Here is a 16,956-nt window from a genome sequence, read left to right as displayed (position 1 = left end):
TTTTTCTACTTACCAGGAGACAGCCATGTTCCAACTTTCGCCGAATATCGACCTTTTGTTCGCCGAAGCGGGCGAAAGTGCCGCAGATCGAGTCCGTGCCGCCGCGGCCGCAGGCTTTAACGCTGTAGAGATGTGGGGCCCCACGGGCAAGGACATTCCGGCGCTCAAGGCCGCCCTGGAGGAAACGGGCGTCCAGCTCACCGCCCAGCTTGCGGAGCCCCGCATGCAGTTCATGATCCCGCCGCGCAACCACGAGCCGTTCTATGAGGGCCTGGACGCGGGCGTCAAAGTGGCGCAGCAGCTCGGCTGCCCCCGCATGGTTGTGGGAAGCGGCACCGGATTCGGCGGACGCAAGCGGCAGGACCAGCTCGACGAGCTGATCGAGATCTTCACCCGCGGCGTGGCCCACATCGAGGGGTCCGGCATCACACTGATCCTTGAGCCCGTCAACGTCCGGGTGGACCACCCCGGTGCCCTGCTGGACCGCACGTCCGAGGCCGTCTACATCGCGCGGGGTGTCGATTCGCCGAACTTCGGCGTCCTCTACGATCTGTACCACTCCACCGTGGAGGGCGAGAACGTGGCCGCCGAGCTCGCAAATGCGGGTGACCTGATCCGCTACGTCCAGATCGCCGACACTCCGGGCCGGGGCGAGCCGGGCTCCGGATCCATCGACTGGGTTGCCCGGCTGGCCGACCTGCGCACCAGCGGATACTCCGGACCGATCGGACTGGAGTATTACCCCACCATTGACTCGGCGAAATCGGTCCGGTACATCCAGGAACTGGTGGCAGGGCGGTGAGCCACCACCGGTACCCCGAATCGGTCGACGTCGCCATCGTCGGGAGTGGTCCGACGGCGTCGGCATACGCTCGGATCCTCAGCGAGGAAGCGCCGGGCGCCACGATCGCCATGTTCGAAGTGGGACCGACGGTCAGCAACCCGCCCGGCGCCCACGTGAAAAACATCGAGGACCCGAACCGGCTCAGCCTCGCGCAGCGCGCCTCCGAAGGGCCGGGTGCGGGCGCCAAGACAGTGAACTCGCCCGGTGCCGTTAAGAGCGGTGACCGGCTCGCCCGCCCGGGGACCTTCCTCCTCCAGGACGGCTTCGCCTTCCCGGGAGAGGACGGGCTGCCCGTCGCAGCCATGTCGAGCAATGTGGGCGGCATGGCCGCGCACTGGACGGCGGCGTGCCCCCGTCCGGGCGCCGGGGAGCGCATTAGTTTCCTTCCGGACCTGGATGGCCTGCTGGACGACGCCGAGCGCCTGCTTGGCGTCACCGCTCACGCCTTCGACGGCGCGCCGTTCTCGGACATTGTCCTGGGGCGCCTCGCCGACGCCGTGGACAATGGCCGCGACGCGGCGTTCCGGGTCCAGCCCATGCCGCTCGCTGTCCATCGGCGCCAGGACGGGCGCCTCGTGTGGTCCGGCGCCGACGTCGTCCTGGGCGACGTAACCCGCGAGAATCCCAACTTCGAGCTCTTTGATGAGTCGCTGGTGACCCGCGTGCTGGTTGAGGGCGGCCGGGCTGTGGGCGTCGAGGTCAGGAGCCGGCGCACCGGCGAAACCCACAGCGTAGCCGCCCGATATGTGGTGGTTGGCGCGGATGCGCTCCGCACCCCGCAACTGCTGTGGGCTTCCGGAATCAGGCCCGCCGCGTTGGGGCGCTACCTTAATGACCAGTCGCAGGTGGTGTTCGCCAGCAGGCTGCGGGACGTACCGGCAGACAGCGGGCTTGAGGCGGCAAACGGTGCGCTTCGTGAGCAAAGCGGTGTTGCCTGGGTTCCCTACACGGACGAGATGCCGTTCCACGGGCAGATCATGCAGCTGGACGCCTCGCCGGTCCCGGTGGCTGAGGACGATCCCGTGGTGCCGGGCTCGATTGTGGGGCTGGGGCTGTTCTGTGCCAAGGACCTTCAGAGGGAGGACCGGGTGGCCTTCGACGACACCTCCCTGGATGCCTACGGGATGCCGTCCATGCGCCTCCACTACCGCCTGACCGAGCGGGACCGGGACGTGCTGGAGCGGGCCAAGCAGGAGATCGTCCGCCTGGGCAAGGCTGTGGGCGAACCGCTCGACGAGCGTCCGTTCGTCCTCCCGCCGGGAGCCTCGCTGCATTATCAGGGCACCACCCGGATGGGAGCAGCGGACGACGGCGGCAGCGTCTGTTCGCCTGACAGCCAGGTCTGGGACGTCCCCGGCCTCTTCGTGGCCGGCAATGGTGTCATCCCCACGTCCACGGCGTGCAACCCCACGCTGACTGCCGTGGCGCTTGCGGTCCGCGGCGCACGGAAGCTTGTCCACGATCTCAGCACCCCTTTACTTATGTCTAAATCAGACAATAGAATGAATAAATAATGAAGAAGTGGCTAACGGCCGCACTTCAGCGCCAGGCACAGACAAGGAGGTCTCGATGATTGCCGACCGCATAATCGAGCAAGGAACACTCACCACAGAGGGCGGCCGCGCCGCCGTGGAGGTCCGCATCCCGTGGTACCGCGCCCTGCCGGGCTCCTGCATTGCCGGAGCCTCGCTGACAATCGACGGGGTCGCTGCTCCGGAGGATTCGCTGCGCTGGACCATGAACAACCGGACGTTCAGCTTTGAGGAACTCGTGGACGAGACAGGCGAATGGTGGTTCCCGCTGGACTCCGCCATCCTGTCCGGCGATGTGCCCGTTGCGGAAGACCAGACCGAACATGAGATCCGGGTGGACCTGAAGCTCTACATTCCGTACATCATCACCGACCACGGCGTGCTCCACATCGAAGAACACGACACAAAGACCATGAAGGTGGTACAGCGATGACCAGCCTCGGCACGCCGATCCAGGGCGTCACCCTTTACAGCTTCACCCGGGCTTTCCACGCCCGGCAGTATGACCTCGATGGCCTCATCCGCAGGGTGGCGGCAGAGGGCTTCGGCCCTGGTCTTGAAGTCATCGGCTTCTCCAGCCTGCGCGGATTCCCGGACCACATCGATGACGCCTTCGTTGGGCATTTCCGCGATCTTGTCTCCGAAGTGGACCTGGTTCCCACATCCCTTGCCGTTAACGTGGACACCGGAATCCGCCGTGACCGGCTGATGAACCACGATGAGCTCGTTGAGTACATGAGCCGGCAGATCGAAGTTGCCGCCAGGCTCGGCTTCCCCATCGCCCGGGTGCAGATCTCCCTGACTCCGGACGCCATGGAGAGCCTGTTGCCCGTTGCCGAGAAGTACGGCGTGACACTGGCGCTCGAAGTCCACGCTGACCAGCATGGCGCCCACGAGCGGGTCCTTGCCCTGCGCGACCGCTACGAAAAGCTCGGCTCGCCCCTGCTCGGCTTTACCGCCGACTGGGGAGCCACCGTCACCGGCTTTGCGCCCTCGCTGCTGGAGGCCTACCGCCGTCGCGGGGCTTCCGAGGAACTGCTTCGCCAGGTCGTTGAACTCTGGAACGGCTTCTACGCAGAGGGGCCGCCCAACACGCAGAAAATCCACGGTGAACGCTTCGGTGCGTTTATTGGCCTGGCGGCCCGCAACGGCCGGCCGGACCTGGGGATTGACTTCGCCATCAACGGAACAGGACTCTTTGGTCCGGCCCCCGTCGACACCTGGCTGGAAATCATGCCGTGGGTCCGCCACGTGCATGGCAAATTCTTCGGCATTGACGAGCACGGCGAGGAACCCTCGGTTCCCGTGCGCGGGCTGGTCCGCCAGCTCGTCGAAAACGGCTATTCCGGTGCGATTTCCAGCGAATACGAAGGCTGGCACTGGAACAACTGGCAGGATCCGTTCGAGATCATCCGCGGCGAGCAGGCCGTGCAGCGTTCAGCAGCTGTAGACGCCGGCTCCGCCATGATCACCGATCCCGCCGAGGCCCGCCGCATCCTCAACAGCCACCTCGCCCAGCCCGTCCGCGGCTGAAACAGAAGGAACAAGACATGTCAGAAGGCATCGCAGGCTCGGGAATCGAGCTTGGCATTACCCTTTATTCGCTCACCTCTGAGTTCGCCGCCGGGCTCTACACCCCGGAGACGCTGATCAAGGCGGTCGCAGACGAGGGCCTCGGCCCCGGAGTTGAGTTCAACATCGCGCAGATGCTGCGCACCTACCCCGACGTCGACGACGACTTTGTGCGCCTCTGGCGCGACAGCATGGACCGTTACGGGCTGACGCCCAGCGCAGTGGGAACCAACCTGGACATGGGGCGCCGCAAAGACCGCGACATGACCCCTGATGAGGAGTACGACTTCTTCGCCAGGCAGCTCAAGACCGCCAACACGCTGGGCTTCAATAAGATTGTCATCCGGTCCGCCGGCAAGGAACTGCTGCGGCGCCTTCTTCCCTTGGCTGAGAAGTACGACCAGAAGCTTGGCTACGAAATTCACGCACCCCAAGGACCGAATGACCCCAAGATCCTGCAGATCCGGGAAATGTACGAGGAACTGGGGAGCGACCGGCTGGGCTTCACCGCCGACTTCAGCTCTACGATGCACAGCCTTTCCCCGACGCTCTTCCGTACCCTGACCCAGATGGGGCTGCCCGAAGAGCACTTCGCCGTGATGCAGGAAATCTGGCGCAAGCCGCTGCCCATGCAAGAGCGCAACCAGGAGTTCGAGGACTACCTGAATGCCAACAACTTTGATCCTGCACGCCTGGGCCCGTTCACCCGGCTGGCGTTCAACATGCATGGGCTGGTTCCGCCGGAGGAATGGCTCGACATCATGCCGCAGATCTTCCACGTGCACGCGAAGTTCTACGACATCGACGAACACGGCAACGAGCCTGCGATGGACATTCCGCGCATCGTGCAGCAGTTCGTCAAGGGCGGCTACACCGGCTATCTGTCCAGCGAGTGGGAGGGGCATGCGTTCGCAGACCTTGGCGAGTCCGATCCGATCGACCTGGTCAAGAAGCAGCACACACTGATGCGCCGCGCCGTCGAGGAATCCGTCGTCCCAGCCTAAGGAGAACGCCCATGACTGCAACCAAAGGCGAAGTCAGCACTGAGGTCGAGCAGCTGCGCCGTGAACTCGACGAGGCACTCCGCCTGGCCCGGCGGGCCAACGACAGGGGCGACCTCGAGAACCTGTTCAACCGCTACATGTACCTGCACAATGCCTTCGAGGACGAACAAATTATCCCGCTGTGGGTAAAGCCAGGAACGCCGGGCGTGCGGGCGAGGTACACCAACGCGGGGCAATACACGGATTACGAGAGTGTGGTCCGCTACCACAAGGGGCGTCCGTCCCCTGTGGGCAAGCTGATCCTGCACTACACCACGACTCCGGTCATCGAGGTCGCCGCCGATGGCAAGACGGCCAAGGGCGTCTGGATCGTCACAGGCAACGAGTCAGGACTCACGGACCCCGAAGTGGCCAAGGAAAGCCCCGACTACATGTACTCGCCTGGTGAGGTACAGGGCAAGAAGGTCTGGGCCCACTGGGTCTGGTGCAAGTATGCGGTGGACTTCCTGCGCCAGGACGGTGAGTGGAAGATCTGGAAATTCCGCTGCTACGAGCTCCTCCGGGCGCCATTCGAGGAAAACTGGATCAGCTTCGCGGAAAAGAACCAGCATGCCTTTGCCCTGGACCTGATGTACTTCGGCGACGACGGCAAGCCGGTCTTTATGCCACCCGCCGATGAACCCGTGCCCACGGAGTACCACCCCTACAGCCCATCAACACGGCAGACGCTGGACCCCGCGCCGCCTGTTCCCCACGACACCTTCGTCGACACGTTCAAGTAAGGAAAGCCATGGCAACTCACAACTCCCTGTTCAAGGACACCGATGTCAGCAGGCACCCAGAGGGCATTGCGGTGTCGGTGCAACTGCCCTGGTACCGCAGCCTTTGGCTGTCCGCCGTTGACGACGTCGCCGCAACAGTCAACGGTGTGGAGATCACCAAGGAATCCCTTCGCCTCGAGCTCCAAGGCAAGTCCTATTCCATTGCCGAACTCCCGGAGCAGTGGGAGACCCTGTGGTTCGTCGCGGACCGGCCCGATGTGATCATTCCCCTGGACCGCGTCCCTGAGGCCGGCGAGGAGATCGACGTCGAAGTCATCCTCACCCTCCGCCTGCTCTACATGCAGATCGCCCCCATGCGTTACGTGGGCAACCGCGTCGCCGTGGAACGGAAGGTGGTGCTCGCATGACCGCCCTGCGCGTGGCCATGATTGGCTACGGCTTCATGGGCGCCGCCCATTCCCAGGGCTGGCGCACTGCCCCGCGCGTATTCGGCCTGCCTGCCGAGACGGAAATGGCCGTTATCGTGGGCCGCAACGCCCAGGCTGTCGGTGAGGCGGCCCGGAAGTGGGGCTGGGCTGAATCGGCAACCGACTGGCGGGAGGTCATCGCCCGGGACGACATCGACATTGTCGATATCGTCACCCCCGGTGACTCCCACGCCGAGATAGCCATCACGGCGCTTGAAGCCGGAAAGCATGTGCTGTGCGAAAAGCCACTGGCCAACACGGTGGCAGAGGCCGAAGCGATGGCCGACGCCGCCGCATACGCCGCCGTACGGGGTGTTCGGGCGATGGTGGGGTTCACCTACCGGCGCGTTCCGGCGGTGACGTTCCTCCGCAACCTCATCGCCGAGGGGGCCGTGGGCAGGATCAGCCATGTACGGGCTTCGTACCGGCAGGACTGGCTCGTGGACCCGGAGATGCCGCTGGCCTGGCGCCTGCAGAAGGAGCATGCCGGCTCCGGTGCGCTCGGGGATATCGGCGCACACGCGATCGACCTGGTCCAGTTCGTTACCGGGCAGAACCTCCAGAAGGTCTCCGGCGTCGTCGATACGATCATTAAGGAGAGGCCTGTCCTGGCTTCCGGTTCAGGCCTGTCGGGCCGGGCCGGCGCAGGGTACGGGCCGGTTACCGTGGACGACATCGCCATTTTCACCGGCCGTTTCGAATCCGGGGCGTTGGCCTCGTTTGAGGCATCGCGTTTTGCCACCGGACGCAAGAACGCGCTCGCGATTGAGGTCTCAGGGGACAAGGGAGCCCTGGCCTTCGACCTTGAAGACCTCAACAGTGTCCAGTTCTATGACCGCACGGTCCCGGCGGACCGGCAGGGTTTCCGGAAGATCCTGGTCACGGAGGCGGTGCATCCCTATGTCTCGGCCTGGTGGCCCGCAGGCCACATGCTCGGGTACGAGCACGGGTTCTCGCACCAGGTCAAGGACCTCGTGGAAGGCATCGTGGGCGGCACTGACCCGCATTCGACCTTCGCTGAGGGACTCACGGTGCAGCGCGTGCTCGACGCCGTCGAGCGCAGCTCTGGGAACGACTCTGCCTGGACAAGCGTCGGAGCCGACGCGGCCGTCCAGGCCCGCTAAGGAGGGAAGAACATGGCTCGACCGATTACCTTGTTTACCGGCCAGTGGGCCGACCTGCCGTTCGAGGAGGTGGCCCGGCTCGCCGGCGAGTGGGGATATGACGGGCTGGAAATCGCCTGTTGGGGTGACCATCTTGATCCTTGGCGGTGGAACGACGACGCCTATGTCCAGGGCAAGCTGGACGTCCTGGAACGCAATGGCCTGAAAGTGTGGACGATTGCCAACCACCTCAAGGGCCAGGCCGTCTGTGACGACCCCATCGACGAACGGCACCGTGGCATCCTGCCGGACATCGTCTGGGGCGACGGCGGCCCTGAGGGTGTCCGGCGCCGGGCCGCCGAGGAAATGAAGAACACCGCGCGCCTGGCAGCCAAGCTCGGCGTGAAGACTGTGACCGGGTTTACCGGCTCATCGATCTGGAAGTACGTTGCCATGTTCCCGCCCGCCACAGAGGCGATGGTGGAGGCAGGTTACCAGGATTTCGCCGACCGGTGGAACCCGATCCTTGACGTCTTCGACGAGGTGGGTGTCCGGTTTGCGCATGAGGTACACCCGTCGGAAATTGCCTATGACTACTGGACCACGGCCCGCACCCTGGAAGCCATCGGGCACCGCAAGGCTTTCGGCCTTAATTGGGACCCCAGCCACATGGTCTGGCAGGACATTGACCCCGTGGGGTTCCTGTGGGACTTCAAGGACCGGATCTACCACGTGCACTGCAAGGACACGAAGAAACGGCTGGCAAACGGCCGCAATGGCCGTCTGTCATCCCACTTGCCGTGGGCCGATCCGCGCCGCGGCTGGGATTTCATCTCCACGGGCCACGGTGACGTGCCGTGGGAGGATGCCTTCCGCATGCTCAACTCCATCGAGTACGTCGGCCCGTTGTCCGTCGAGTGGGAGGACGCGGGCATGGACCGGCTGGCCGGAGCGCCCGAGGCCCTCGCTTTCGTCCGGCGGCTGTCCAGCTACGAGCCGTCCGTTGCCGCTTTTGACGCGGCATTCAGCACACGATAAACAGCCACAGACAGAGCGGCCGGCCCCGGTGACCCGGGGCCGGCCGCTTTCTGCTGTGCCTGTGTGCGAACTGGCAGCAGATGCCCCCAAATCCACATTTTGAGGGCGTTAGCTGCCAGTTCGCGCGGGACGCGTAAGGGGTCAGGCTGCAGCTCCATCCCCTGCAGCCAGCGCAGTGGTGGCGAGGGCAAGGTGCCGGCGTGTGATGTCGGTGGGGTCATCCCGGAGCCACTCGTGGCCGCCCCACTCACTGGTCAGCGTGCCGGCAAACCCGCTGCTGCGCAGGAGCCCGCCCAGGTCGCGGAGCGGCTGCGACACGCGTCCGTCAGCGTCCTCCAGGTCCCAGAACTTCAGGTGGAAGGCGCCAACAAGGGGAAGGACGCTCTGCAGGTCTGAAGCGACGCTGCGGCCGAAGCGGATCACCAGGTTCATGAAGAGCGTGTGGACGCCTGGCGGCACCTTTCCGGACTGCAGCAATGCCTTCACGGCATCCAGCGTGGCAGGGTTCCGCCATTCATCCGCCAGCCGGGTCACGAGCTCAGCGGGGACGCCGCCCCGGCGGAGCTCCTCAAGGTAGCTGGCAGGCAGGGCCGGCATGAGCATGCTGATGTCCACGAGCACCCGCACATGATCGTCCGCCAGCCCTGCGATCGTCTCCAAGGCCGGGGCTATGGCGGGGCTGTCAGGAGCCTGCTGCCCTTGAATCTCCTCGTACAGCACCAGGTCCAGCTCGTGCAGCAGCGGCTGCACCATGGCCAGCAGGTCGGCGCCGGCCTGGCCGATCGGCAACCGGACACCGGTAGCACCCACCCGCCGGGCCGCTTGGAGCTGGGGAACCAGGAAGTCCAGCCGCTGCCTGGTGGACCGCCGCTGTGTCGGTGAGAGGAAGTCATCCAGGCTCACGCCCACAATGCTGACCCTTCCACCCACCTGGTCAAGGGCATCGTGAAACTCGTCCACCTCGGCATCCCGGGGCTCCGGAAAGGATCGCCACAGCAGCCCGGGCTCGAGTTCGACCGTATCGGCCACGCCGTCGGCGACGATGCCGGTGACAATGTCCAGGGCCGGTCGCCGTGCCGCGGTGATGTCAGGTGTCCAGTTGAAGGCACTTGCGCAGAGGGTCCAGGTTTGAGGAATTCCAGTGATCATGGGCACCTTTTCAAATATGCGTGTTAATGACAAACTTATGTCACTTTTAGGATAAAGGATGGAAGCCATGCTGCAAACAGCTCTGCGCGACGATGCGCTCACCACCACTCCGGACGGCTTTGAACTGCGGATCGGACTGCCTTGGATCCGCTCAATGCCGCTGTCCAGCGTGTACGGCCTTGCCGTCGAGGTCGACGGCGTGCGGTTCGGTCCGGAGGATCTTGCGGTGCATCTTGGGGTGCGGGACGTGCTGGCGGGTTCATTGCCGGAAGAGCACGGCTGGTGGTTCGTCCAGGACCGCCTCGTTGTGGCTGGCGGTGGCCGGGTCGCCGCTGGCGCGCATGCCGTCTCGGTGGATTTTCAGCTCCTGGTGCCCTATCTCCAGGCGCGGCCGGGCTCGCCGCTCATTCTGCCGTTCCACCTCGAAGCGGAACTGGAATCCGGGCGGGATGCTGTCTCGGGCGTGGCCAGGGACGTGGCCTGAACGCTTGTGGCCACGTCCCGGATTTCGGCGGCGGTGATACTACTTCTGGGAGGCGGGTTCGCCTGCGGCAACCCAGCCGTATTCGATCGCGACTTTATGCCGGAACGGTTGCCCGTTCCGGTGAGGGCCGGCCTTCCGCGAACCAGCGGGGGAAGGTGACGTCGAACAGCTGCTCGCGGGCCAGTTCGGCTCCGCCGCGCAGCGGTTCGCGCTCATCGTTTACCGAGAGAGTGATGGTGAGATCCCGGGTGGCGAGCGGCAGCGACAGTTCGTAGACCCGCTGGCGCACTTCTGCCAGGAATACCTCGCCGGCGGAGCCCATCGCGCCGCCGATCACAATGACTCCCGGATTGAACATGTTCACCAGCGCTGAAATGGTCTCCCCTGCCACCCGCGCAGACTTCTGGACGAGGGTGATGGCGAGTGAATCCCCGGCCTGGGCTGCAAGGGTGATGTCTTCAAGGGTCAGTGCTCCCTTCTTCACGCGCGCTGCCAAGGAGCTCGCGGTACCTTCCTTGATGGCGAGTTCGGCATCCCGGACGAGAGCCCAGCCGCCGGCCACAGCTTCCAGGCAGCCGACCTTGCCGCAGCGGCACTGTGCATCCGAGTCGGAGACCCGGACATGGCCGATGTCTCCGGCGGCGCCGTTCGCGCCCCGATGGATCCTGCCCTTGGACAGCAGGCCTGCTCCAATTCCCGAACCGATCTTGCAGTAAATCAGGTCGACCAGGGAGTCGCGCCGCCGGGCGCGTTCCCCGAGGGCAAGGAGGTTGGAATCGTTGTCCACCCAAACCGGTGCATTGAAGCGTTCTTCAAAGGGAGTGCGGACGTCGTAACCGTTCCACCCTGGCATGATCGGGGGCGCCACGGGCTGCCCCGAGGCAAAGTCCACTGGGCCGGGAAGCCCTACCACCACACCCCACACTGGCACCGCGGGGTCCTTCTTGAGTAAATCGTCGACCAGGGACATGACCGCATCGATGGTCTTCTCCGGACCCTGCGCGATATCCCAGGTGCGGTGCGTATGGTCCAGGATGTCGCCGTCGAGCGCAGTAATGCCGACCCTCATGTGCGCCGCTCCCAGGGCGCATATGACGATGCGTCCCTGCTCCGCCCGGAAGCGCAGGGTCCGTGGTGCGCGGCCGCCGGAGGAGGCTCCGAATTCGCCATCGCCCAGGAAGCCAATATGAATGGCCTGGTCCACGCGTTGGCTGACTACGCCCCTGCCCAGGCCGGTGACCTTGCCGATCTCCGGGCGGGTGGTTGCTTCGCCCGTGCGCACCAGATTGACGATCCGCAAAAGGCTCGTCACTTCATCCGTTTGGGCTCCAAAGCGGAGTGTGGAGTCTGTCGTCATGGTCACAATTCTCACACATTGAGGCCCACTAAGGTGTCGTGGGACGCGACTATAGCCAGAACCAACCTAACTTATGAATAATAGACACATAAGAAGGAGGGCGATGATGCCTTGGAACGTAGGTGTGCTGGGTGCCGGGCCGGGGGTTGCCGCGCTTCATCTGGCGACGCTGGGCCGGTTGAGTGAGCTGTTCACCGTGGTGCATATTGCCGATGCCGGCAGTGGGCGCGCCCGAGGTCTGGCTGAGGGGCTCTGTGCGCGCTGGTCGCAGGGCGATTCGGAGCTTCTTGCAGACCCGGACGTGGACCTTGTGGCCGTGTGCAGCCCACCCGCAGAGCATGGCCGGCAGGTCCTCGCCGCCGTGGCTGCCGGCAAGCGGGCCGTCTTCTGCGAGAAGCCGCTGGCCACGAGCCCGGAAGAAGCTGAAGAGGTGGTCGACGCCTGCCGCGCGGCGGGGACCATCCTCCTGGTCGGCACGAACCATTTGTTTGATGCGGCCTGGGGGCATGCCAGACATCACCTCGTGGCGCTCGAAGGCCGGGTGCAGGCGGTCTCTGTCACGATGGCGCTGCCGCCGAACGACCGGTACCACCGGCTCGTTGCTGAGGGTGGGCCCTTCCTGCCTGCCCGCCGGGGCAGGCCGGACCTGAAGGACGCCGCCGTGGCAGCGGATGTCCTCCGGCAGCTGCTGACGGGGCTCGCGATCCATGACCTCCCGGCGCTGCGGGACCTTGCGCCCGCGATTGAGGAGGTGGTGTACGCGCGGCTGGTTCCACCGGTCGGCTATGTGGTGGGCTACCGCGCGAGCGGGGTGCTGGTGCAGCTTGCCCTCACCATGCTTCCGGCGGGGCCCGATGCCCTTTGGCGGATGAGCATCTCCACGTCGCATGACCGCATCGAGGTGGACTTTCCACCGGCGTTTGTCCATGCGGGAAGCGCCGCCGTACGCGTCCGCACCCCCGGCGGACGCTGGACAGACTATGGCCGTGATCCGGAAGACGGCTATGTGGCCGAGTGGCGCCTGCTGGCTGCGCTCCTAGAGGAAAGGGTGCCAGTGGAATACGACGAGCTGCTTGCGGACTCCCATTATGCGACTGCCCTGGCCGACGGCGCCGCCGCGAAGCTGCTTGAGGGTGTGTACGCATGAGCGGGGCGACCCTGCGGATGGGTGTCTGCGCCGTCCTTCCCGACTACCGCGCCGCCGTCGCCGAACTCCCTGTCAGCGCGGCATCGTCGGAAAGCCCCCGGGGTTCTGTTGTGGTGGTGCCCGGTGCCGGCGGATGGTGGGACCGTGCGCTCGCTGCCCGGGCCGAGGGTGCGGCGGCCATCGTCATCGCAGACCCGCAGGACCTGCCGCACGAAGCCCGGGAGGCCCTCCGGACGCTGACGGACATCCCCATCATTGTTGAGCGTCCCCGGCTGAGGCCCGATCTTGTTGACGATGCAATCCAGGGGCGGGCAGGTATTCCGGCCAGCATCATCGCCGTCGAGTGCGCCGCGCCCGCGTCGGAACTTAATCCGGTCATCCGTGATGGGTTTGGCTGGGCAAGGGTCTTCGCAGGTGGCCCGCTGAGCATTCTTGCCGGTTCTGCCACGGCCCAGGCGCGGGTGGCGCTCCTGGAGCCCCGGGAAAGGCGGGCCGGTCCGGCCGTTACCTTGGCGGGCAACGCTGAGGCGGGGAGCGGCTCGGGCGGCCTGTTGCGGGTCCTGGCGCTGGGCGAAGTGAGATCTGAGGTATCGGTGGACCAGGCAGCGGGTCTGGCGCGGCTTGAGACCTGCACGGAGGAAGGCGCGTTGGTTGCGCCGCGTCGGTTTGAAGCCTCGGCGCGGCTGGCGCTGCGGCGGGCTTTCGAGGCTTGCTCCACGGGCGGGGCCGTGACAGACGTCGAGGATTTCCTGGATGACTGCGCGCTCGGGTGGGACCTGGCTGCGCTCGTAGCGGCTAAGGACGCTAGTGTTTGATCCCGTCATTCTTTGGTTGCTTTCAGACCAAAGTGCGGTATGATGATGGTGGCGTCGGGGTCCCCTCCGGATCCGTTCTCCGCCGTGATGGTGCGGCGGAGGCACAACACGTCGCGTCGATGGCCCGATCGTTCGGGTAGATGACTATGCCACTTTCGCCTTTGAGATTCCGTCTCCTCGTTATTTCCCTGCTCACGGTCTCCTTCCTCGGGGCCCTCGACCACACCGTGGTGTCCACGTCCCTTGCCACGATTGCCGGAGAGCTGGGCGCCCTGAAACTCATGAGCTGGGTTGTGGTGGGGTACACGCTCGCAAGCACCGTGCTGTTGCCGGTGCTCGGCAAGCTCGGTGACGTCCTGGGAGCCCGCCGGGTCTTCCTCGTCTCGCTCGTGACCTTCCTTACCGCTTCCCTGGCCTGCGGCTTCGCCCAGGACATCTCCTGGCTCATCGCCGCGCGTGTCCTGCAGGGGATGAGCTCCGCCGGACTGCAGCTGATGTCCCAGACCGTCATTGCCCGCGTGACCACCCAGCGGGAACGGCCCCATTACATGGCCATCATTGGGGCGGCCTTCCCCATCGCAATCCTGGTGGGTCCCGTCCTCGGCGGTGCCATTACCGACTACTGGGGCTGGTCGTGGGTCTTCTGGATCAACATTCCGGTCGGAGCAGTCGCCCTTGGCCTGGCAATTATCGCAATACCGCACCTGGAGCCGGGAACCGTTCCACGCCATTTCGACGTCGGCGGCGCCGTTATCTTCACGGCCGCCCTGGTGGCCCTGGTGCTGGCTGTGTCCTGGGCGGCCGAGCGTACCGCCGGCCCCGCCACCACGGCGGCGCTCGCGGTCAGCGTCGCAGGTTTCGTCGCTTTCTTCATCGTGGAGCGCCGTGCACCGGAACCGATCGTGCCGCTGAAGTACTTTGCCAACCGCACTATTGCCGCGGGCACCGCGCTGTCGGCGATTATCGGCGTCGGACTCTTCTCCATCACGGCCTACCTGCCCACGTATTTCCAGATGGCGTACCAGACCACGGCAACCGTGTCCGGACTCGTTCCGATCGCCACCGTGTTCGGCATGCTGGTCAGCAACCTCCTCACCGGCTATCTGGCCAGCCGGACGGGCCGTTACAGGGTGTTCCCGATTATTGGCACGTCGCTGGGATCCGCCGGCCTTTTTGTGATGGCCATGCTTCCTGCCGGTCTCCCGCTCTGGGTTCCGATGATTGTGATGGGTGTGGTGGGAATCGGTACAGGTGCTTTTATGAGCCTGATTGTCGCCGTTGTCCAAGGAGCTGCCCCGGCCAGCCAGACAGGCACCATCACCGCGACCGTCAACCTGGTGCGCCAGGTGGGGTCAACAGTGGCCACCGCGGTCATCGGCGGCGTGATCGGGTTCGGCGTGGCCGCCCTCCTTCCGGCAGGCCTGGATCCTGCCACCCTGACGCCCCAGTTCGTCCACGGGGCGGCGCCGGCCGTGCAGGCGGACATCGCCCGGATTTACAGCACTGTGTTCGTCCCCATATTCGTCGCATTGGCGGCCACCTACGCCGTCGGCATTGTCGCGGCGGTGCTTCTTCCGCACGGCCGACTTTCGGATGAGCCCGTCCCCGCCGCCCGCCAAACAACGTCCGAGACCCAAGCGGTCTGACCCTTTTTCGAAGGAGACACCATGTCCACCAACCCCACCATCGCGATCGTCGGCAGCGGGCCGATCGGCTCCACCTATGCCCGGGTGCTCCTGGAACGAGTCCCCAGCGCGCGGGTGGTGATGTTCGAAGCAGGACCACAGCTGACGGACCGTCCCGGCGAGAGCGTCCGGAACATCGCCGATCCCGACGAGAAAGCCCGCGCGCGGGAGATGTCGCAGGGGCCGCAGGCCGGCGCCTACCGTGAGTCGCTCGGCATCCCGGCCGGCACCGTCACCGAGGGCATGTTCACCGCGCGCCAGGGCACCCACCTGCTCGATTTCGGCGGCACAGGCTCCGCACACGCCGCCGGCTTCCCGGCCGCGGCTGCGGCAACCAACGTCGGTGGCCAGGGCGCGCACTGGACCTGTGCGACGCCGTCGCCCGCCTTCAGCGAGAAGATCCCGTTCATCACCGACGACGAGTGGGATGAACTGATCGGCGCCGCGAAAGGGCTGCTGCACGTGCAGGGTGCGGCGTTCGCCGACTCGGCCGTCGGCGCAGCCGTCAGGTCCCTCCTCGACGAGGAGTTCGGCGCGGAGCTTCCCGACGGGTACGGCGTGGACACCCTGCCGGTGGCGGGCGACCCGCAGCCGGACGGCTCGATCCGCTGGGCAGGCGCCGACGTTGTCCTCGGCCCGCTGCTCGATCCGGACAGCCCGCTCTCACAGCAGTTCGAACTCCGCGACCTGACGTTGGTCCGCCGCGTCGAACTGGACGGACGCCGCGTCACGGGGGTCACGGTGGAGGATCTCCGCACCGGCGCGTCGTCGTTCGTGGCTGCGGACGTCGTGGTGGTCGCTGCCGATGCCTTCCGGTCGCCGCAGCTCCTGTGGGCCTCGGGTGTCCGGCCGCAGGCCCTCGGCCACTACCTGACCGAGCACCCCGTGGTCATCTCCACAGTGGCTCTGGATGCAGGGAAAATGGAGCGCTTCGCCACAGAGACGGACCTCGACGCCGAACTGGCCCGGCGCGCCCTCAATCCCGCCGATCCCGTCGCGGCGGTCAACCGCATTCCGTTCTCCGAGCCGGACCACCCCTTCTCCGTCCAGGTCATGTACTCCGAATCGACTCCGTTTCCGATGGAGCCCGGAACGCCCTACTCGGAGAACCGCTGGGGCTATGTCAACATGGGCTACGGGATGCGCAAGCACCCCCGCTATGAGGATGCCGTGACCTTCGACGATAACGAACCGGACTACCGCGGATTCCCGAACATGACCATCGCATACGCACTCACCGAGCGGGAAGAGTCGGAGATTGCCGACGCCACCGAGCGGCTGCGGCGGGCAGGCAAGGCACTCGGAGCGTTTGTTGCCGAGCCGAGGCTGATGCCGAACGGGTCAAGCCTGCACTACCAGGGCACCATGCGCATGGGCGAGGCCGACGACGGCACCTCGGTGGCGGATCCGTGGTCGCGGGTGTGGGGCTACAGCAATCTCGTGGTGGGCGGAAACGCACTGATCCCTACAGCGACGGCCATGAACCCCACACTGATGAGCGTCGCCATCGCCGTACGCGGCGCACGGAAGGCTGCAGAGGGGCTGGGCTGACCGGCAGCCCGGTGACGGTCGCAGCCGGAACCTAGGCGCCGGTAACCTTGCGCCGCCGTCGTTCTGTCCGGCGGAGCTGCAGGATGCGCGCCCCGCCGGCGATGGCTACGAGGATGCCGCCTCCAACGGCTGCGATGAAGAAGGCAACACCCTGGGCAAGGCGGCCCTCCCAGCCGAGGAACTTGACGGCAACCATGTCCTGGTTCTGGATGAAGAAGATGATCAGCAGCACCAGCACCGCGAGGCTGACCGCCACGGCACTCCAGATGACGGCGGCCCGGGTGACGCGGGTGGGAACAGCTTTGCTCCCGGATGCGGGCGGAGGGGCAGGCTCGGCGCGCTGGACCGTTGGCTGGGACTCCGGTGCGGGGGGCACAGCGGCGGATGGCAGCGGTTCTTCTGAGCTCATACCGCCATTGTCTCCCC

Annotated in this window: 17 protein-coding genes; 14 read left to right on the top strand and 3 right to left on the bottom strand. The window is 65.6% G+C overall.

The window, feature by feature from the left end; all coding sequences use genetic code 11:
• Positions 1 to 25 precede the first annotated feature (25 nt).
• Genes J2X42_RS05130 through J2X42_RS05090 form a run of 9 tightly spaced genes read left to right on the top strand, consistent with a single transcriptional unit; the run spans position 26 to position 8,342 of the window.
• Positions 26 to 802 (top strand): TIM barrel protein, encoded by a 777-nt coding sequence (locus J2X42_RS05130; protein ID WP_310162872.1) that lies wholly within the window; start codon positions 26 to 28, stop codon positions 800 to 802.
• Positions 799 to 2,358: a GMC oxidoreductase gene (locus J2X42_RS05125; RefSeq protein ID WP_310162869.1), complete on the top strand. Its 1,560-nt coding sequence runs from the start codon at positions 799 to 801 to the stop codon at positions 2,356 to 2,358. The genes J2X42_RS05130 and J2X42_RS05125 overlap by 4 nt, the downstream gene beginning before the upstream one ends.
• A 55-nt stretch (positions 2,359 to 2,413) precedes the next feature.
• Positions 2,414 to 2,809 (top strand): DUF6379 domain-containing protein, encoded by a 396-nt coding sequence (locus J2X42_RS05120; protein ID WP_310162867.1) that lies wholly within the window; start codon positions 2,414 to 2,416, stop codon positions 2,807 to 2,809.
• Positions 2,806 to 3,909 (top strand): sugar phosphate isomerase/epimerase, encoded by a 1,104-nt coding sequence (locus J2X42_RS05115; protein WP_310162866.1) that lies wholly within the window; start codon positions 2,806 to 2,808, stop codon positions 3,907 to 3,909. Before J2X42_RS05120 ends, J2X42_RS05115 begins: the two co-directional genes overlap by 4 nt.
• Before the next feature lie 17 nt (positions 3,910 to 3,926).
• Positions 3,927 to 4,952: a TIM barrel protein gene (locus J2X42_RS05110; protein WP_310162864.1), complete on the top strand. Its 1,026-nt coding sequence runs from the start codon at positions 3,927 to 3,929 to the stop codon at positions 4,950 to 4,952.
• 11 nt (positions 4,953 to 4,963) lie between these two features.
• Complete coding sequence (locus J2X42_RS05105) at positions 4,964 to 5,734, top strand: nuclear transport factor 2 family protein (RefSeq protein ID WP_310162861.1); 771 nt, start codon at positions 4,964 to 4,966, stop codon at positions 5,732 to 5,734.
• Positions 5,735 to 5,742: 8 nt separating this feature from the next.
• Positions 5,743 to 6,141, top strand: coding sequence for a DUF6379 domain-containing protein (locus tag J2X42_RS05100; protein WP_310162858.1), 399 nt, complete (start codon positions 5,743 to 5,745; stop codon positions 6,139 to 6,141).
• Entirely contained in the window at positions 6,138 to 7,325 is a 1,188-nt protein-coding gene (locus J2X42_RS05095) for a Gfo/Idh/MocA family oxidoreductase (protein WP_310162856.1), read from the top strand. Before J2X42_RS05100 ends, J2X42_RS05095 begins: the two co-directional genes overlap by 4 nt.
• Before the next feature lie 12 nt (positions 7,326 to 7,337).
• Positions 7,338 to 8,342, top strand: coding sequence for a sugar phosphate isomerase/epimerase family protein (locus J2X42_RS05090; protein WP_310162854.1), 1,005 nt, complete (start codon positions 7,338 to 7,340; stop codon positions 8,340 to 8,342).
• Positions 8,343 to 8,483: 141 nt separating this feature from the next.
• On the opposite strand, the gene J2X42_RS05085 is transcribed toward J2X42_RS05090, so the two are convergent.
• Positions 8,484 to 9,491 carry a restriction endonuclease subunit R gene (locus J2X42_RS05085; RefSeq protein ID WP_310162852.1) on the bottom strand — a complete coding sequence of 336 codons (1,008 nt, stop codon included), beginning with the start codon at positions 9,489 to 9,491 and terminating at the stop codon, positions 8,484 to 8,486.
• Between the two features lie 67 nt (positions 9,492 to 9,558).
• Here J2X42_RS05085 and J2X42_RS05080 point away from each other — a divergent pair, with 67 nt between their 5' ends.
• Positions 9,559 to 9,975 carry a DUF6379 domain-containing protein gene (locus tag J2X42_RS05080; RefSeq protein ID WP_310162850.1) on the top strand — a complete coding sequence of 139 codons (417 nt, stop codon included), beginning with the start codon at positions 9,559 to 9,561 and terminating at the stop codon, positions 9,973 to 9,975.
• Positions 9,976 to 10,069: 94 nt separating this feature from the next.
• Here J2X42_RS05080 and J2X42_RS05075 read toward each other — a convergent pair whose 3' ends face one another.
• Positions 10,070 to 11,332, bottom strand: coding sequence for an ROK family protein (locus J2X42_RS05075; protein ID WP_310162848.1), 1,263 nt, complete (start codon positions 11,330 to 11,332; stop codon positions 10,070 to 10,072).
• 106 nt (positions 11,333 to 11,438) lie between these two features.
• On the opposite strand from J2X42_RS05075, the gene J2X42_RS05070 reads away from it, so the two are divergent.
• From J2X42_RS05070 to J2X42_RS05055, 4 genes are all read left to right on the top strand, one after another.
• On the top strand, positions 11,439 to 12,479 hold the full coding sequence (locus J2X42_RS05070) for a Gfo/Idh/MocA family oxidoreductase (protein WP_310162846.1): 1,041 nt from the start codon (positions 11,439 to 11,441) through the stop codon (positions 12,477 to 12,479).
• On the top strand, positions 12,476 to 13,294 hold the full coding sequence (locus J2X42_RS05065; RefSeq protein ID WP_310162844.1) for a hypothetical protein: 819 nt from the start codon (positions 12,476 to 12,478) through the stop codon (positions 13,292 to 13,294). Before J2X42_RS05070 ends, J2X42_RS05065 begins: the two co-directional genes overlap by 4 nt.
• Positions 13,295 to 13,434: 140 nt before the next feature.
• Complete coding sequence (locus J2X42_RS05060; protein WP_310162842.1) at positions 13,435 to 14,940, top strand: MFS transporter; 1,506 nt, start codon at positions 13,435 to 13,437, stop codon at positions 14,938 to 14,940.
• A 21-nt stretch (positions 14,941 to 14,961) separates the two neighbouring features.
• Complete coding sequence (locus tag J2X42_RS05055; protein ID WP_310162840.1) at positions 14,962 to 16,530, top strand: GMC oxidoreductase; 1,569 nt, start codon at positions 14,962 to 14,964, stop codon at positions 16,528 to 16,530.
• A 31-nt stretch (positions 16,531 to 16,561) separates the two neighbouring features.
• On the opposite strand, the gene J2X42_RS05050 is transcribed toward J2X42_RS05055, so the two are convergent.
• Complete coding sequence (locus J2X42_RS05050; protein WP_310162838.1) at positions 16,562 to 16,939, bottom strand: lipopolysaccharide assembly protein LapA domain-containing protein; 378 nt, start codon at positions 16,937 to 16,939, stop codon at positions 16,562 to 16,564.
• Positions 16,940 to 16,956 lie beyond the last annotated feature (17 nt).

The organism is Arthrobacter sp. BE255 (genome assembly GCF_031457335.1).
Classification (GTDB): Bacteria; Actinomycetota; Actinomycetes; order Actinomycetales; family Micrococcaceae; genus Arthrobacter.
The sequence above is the reverse complement of the archived record's forward strand: the minus strand, read 5'-3'. Positions and strand labels throughout refer to the sequence as shown.

What these genes read in the sequence shown, in the direction of transcription:
- J2X42_RS05130 (WP_310162872.1), top strand. Translation starts at nt 26, where the DNA reads ATGTTCCAACTTTCGCCGAATATCGACCTTTTGTTCGCCGAAGCGGGC.
- J2X42_RS05120 (WP_310162867.1), top strand. Translation starts at nt 2,414, where the DNA reads ATGATTGCCGACCGCATAATCGAGCAAGGAACACTCACCACAGAGGGC.
- J2X42_RS05115 (WP_310162866.1), top strand. Translation starts at nt 2,806, where the DNA reads ATGACCAGCCTCGGCACGCCGATCCAGGGCGTCACCCTTTACAGCTTC.
- J2X42_RS05110 (WP_310162864.1), top strand. Translation starts at nt 3,927, where the DNA reads ATGTCAGAAGGCATCGCAGGCTCGGGAATCGAGCTTGGCATTACCCTT.
- J2X42_RS05105 (WP_310162861.1), top strand. Translation starts at nt 4,964, where the DNA reads ATGACTGCAACCAAAGGCGAAGTCAGCACTGAGGTCGAGCAGCTGCGC.
- J2X42_RS05100 (WP_310162858.1), top strand. Translation starts at nt 5,743, where the DNA reads ATGGCAACTCACAACTCCCTGTTCAAGGACACCGATGTCAGCAGGCAC.
- J2X42_RS05095 (WP_310162856.1), top strand. Translation starts at nt 6,138, where the DNA reads ATGACCGCCCTGCGCGTGGCCATGATTGGCTACGGCTTCATGGGCGCC.
- J2X42_RS05090 (WP_310162854.1), top strand. Translation starts at nt 7,338, where the DNA reads ATGGCTCGACCGATTACCTTGTTTACCGGCCAGTGGGCCGACCTGCCG.
- J2X42_RS05085 (WP_310162852.1), bottom strand. Translation starts at nt 9,491, where the DNA reads ATGATCACTGGAATTCCTCAAACCTGGACCCTCTGCGCAAGTGCCTTC.
- J2X42_RS05080 (WP_310162850.1), top strand. Translation starts at nt 9,559, where the DNA reads ATGCTGCAAACAGCTCTGCGCGACGATGCGCTCACCACCACTCCGGAC.
- J2X42_RS05075 (WP_310162848.1), bottom strand. Translation starts at nt 11,332, where the DNA reads ATGACGACAGACTCCACACTCCGCTTTGGAGCCCAAACGGATGAAGTG.
- J2X42_RS05070 (WP_310162846.1), top strand. Translation starts at nt 11,439, where the DNA reads ATGCCTTGGAACGTAGGTGTGCTGGGTGCCGGGCCGGGGGTTGCCGCG.
- J2X42_RS05065 (WP_310162844.1), top strand. Translation starts at nt 12,476, where the DNA reads ATGAGCGGGGCGACCCTGCGGATGGGTGTCTGCGCCGTCCTTCCCGAC.
- J2X42_RS05060 (WP_310162842.1), top strand. Translation starts at nt 13,435, where the DNA reads ATGACTATGCCACTTTCGCCTTTGAGATTCCGTCTCCTCGTTATTTCC.
- J2X42_RS05055 (WP_310162840.1), top strand. Translation starts at nt 14,962, where the DNA reads ATGTCCACCAACCCCACCATCGCGATCGTCGGCAGCGGGCCGATCGGC.
- J2X42_RS05050 (WP_310162838.1), bottom strand. Translation starts at nt 16,939, where the DNA reads ATGAGCTCAGAAGAACCGCTGCCATCCGCCGCTGTGCCCCCCGCACCG.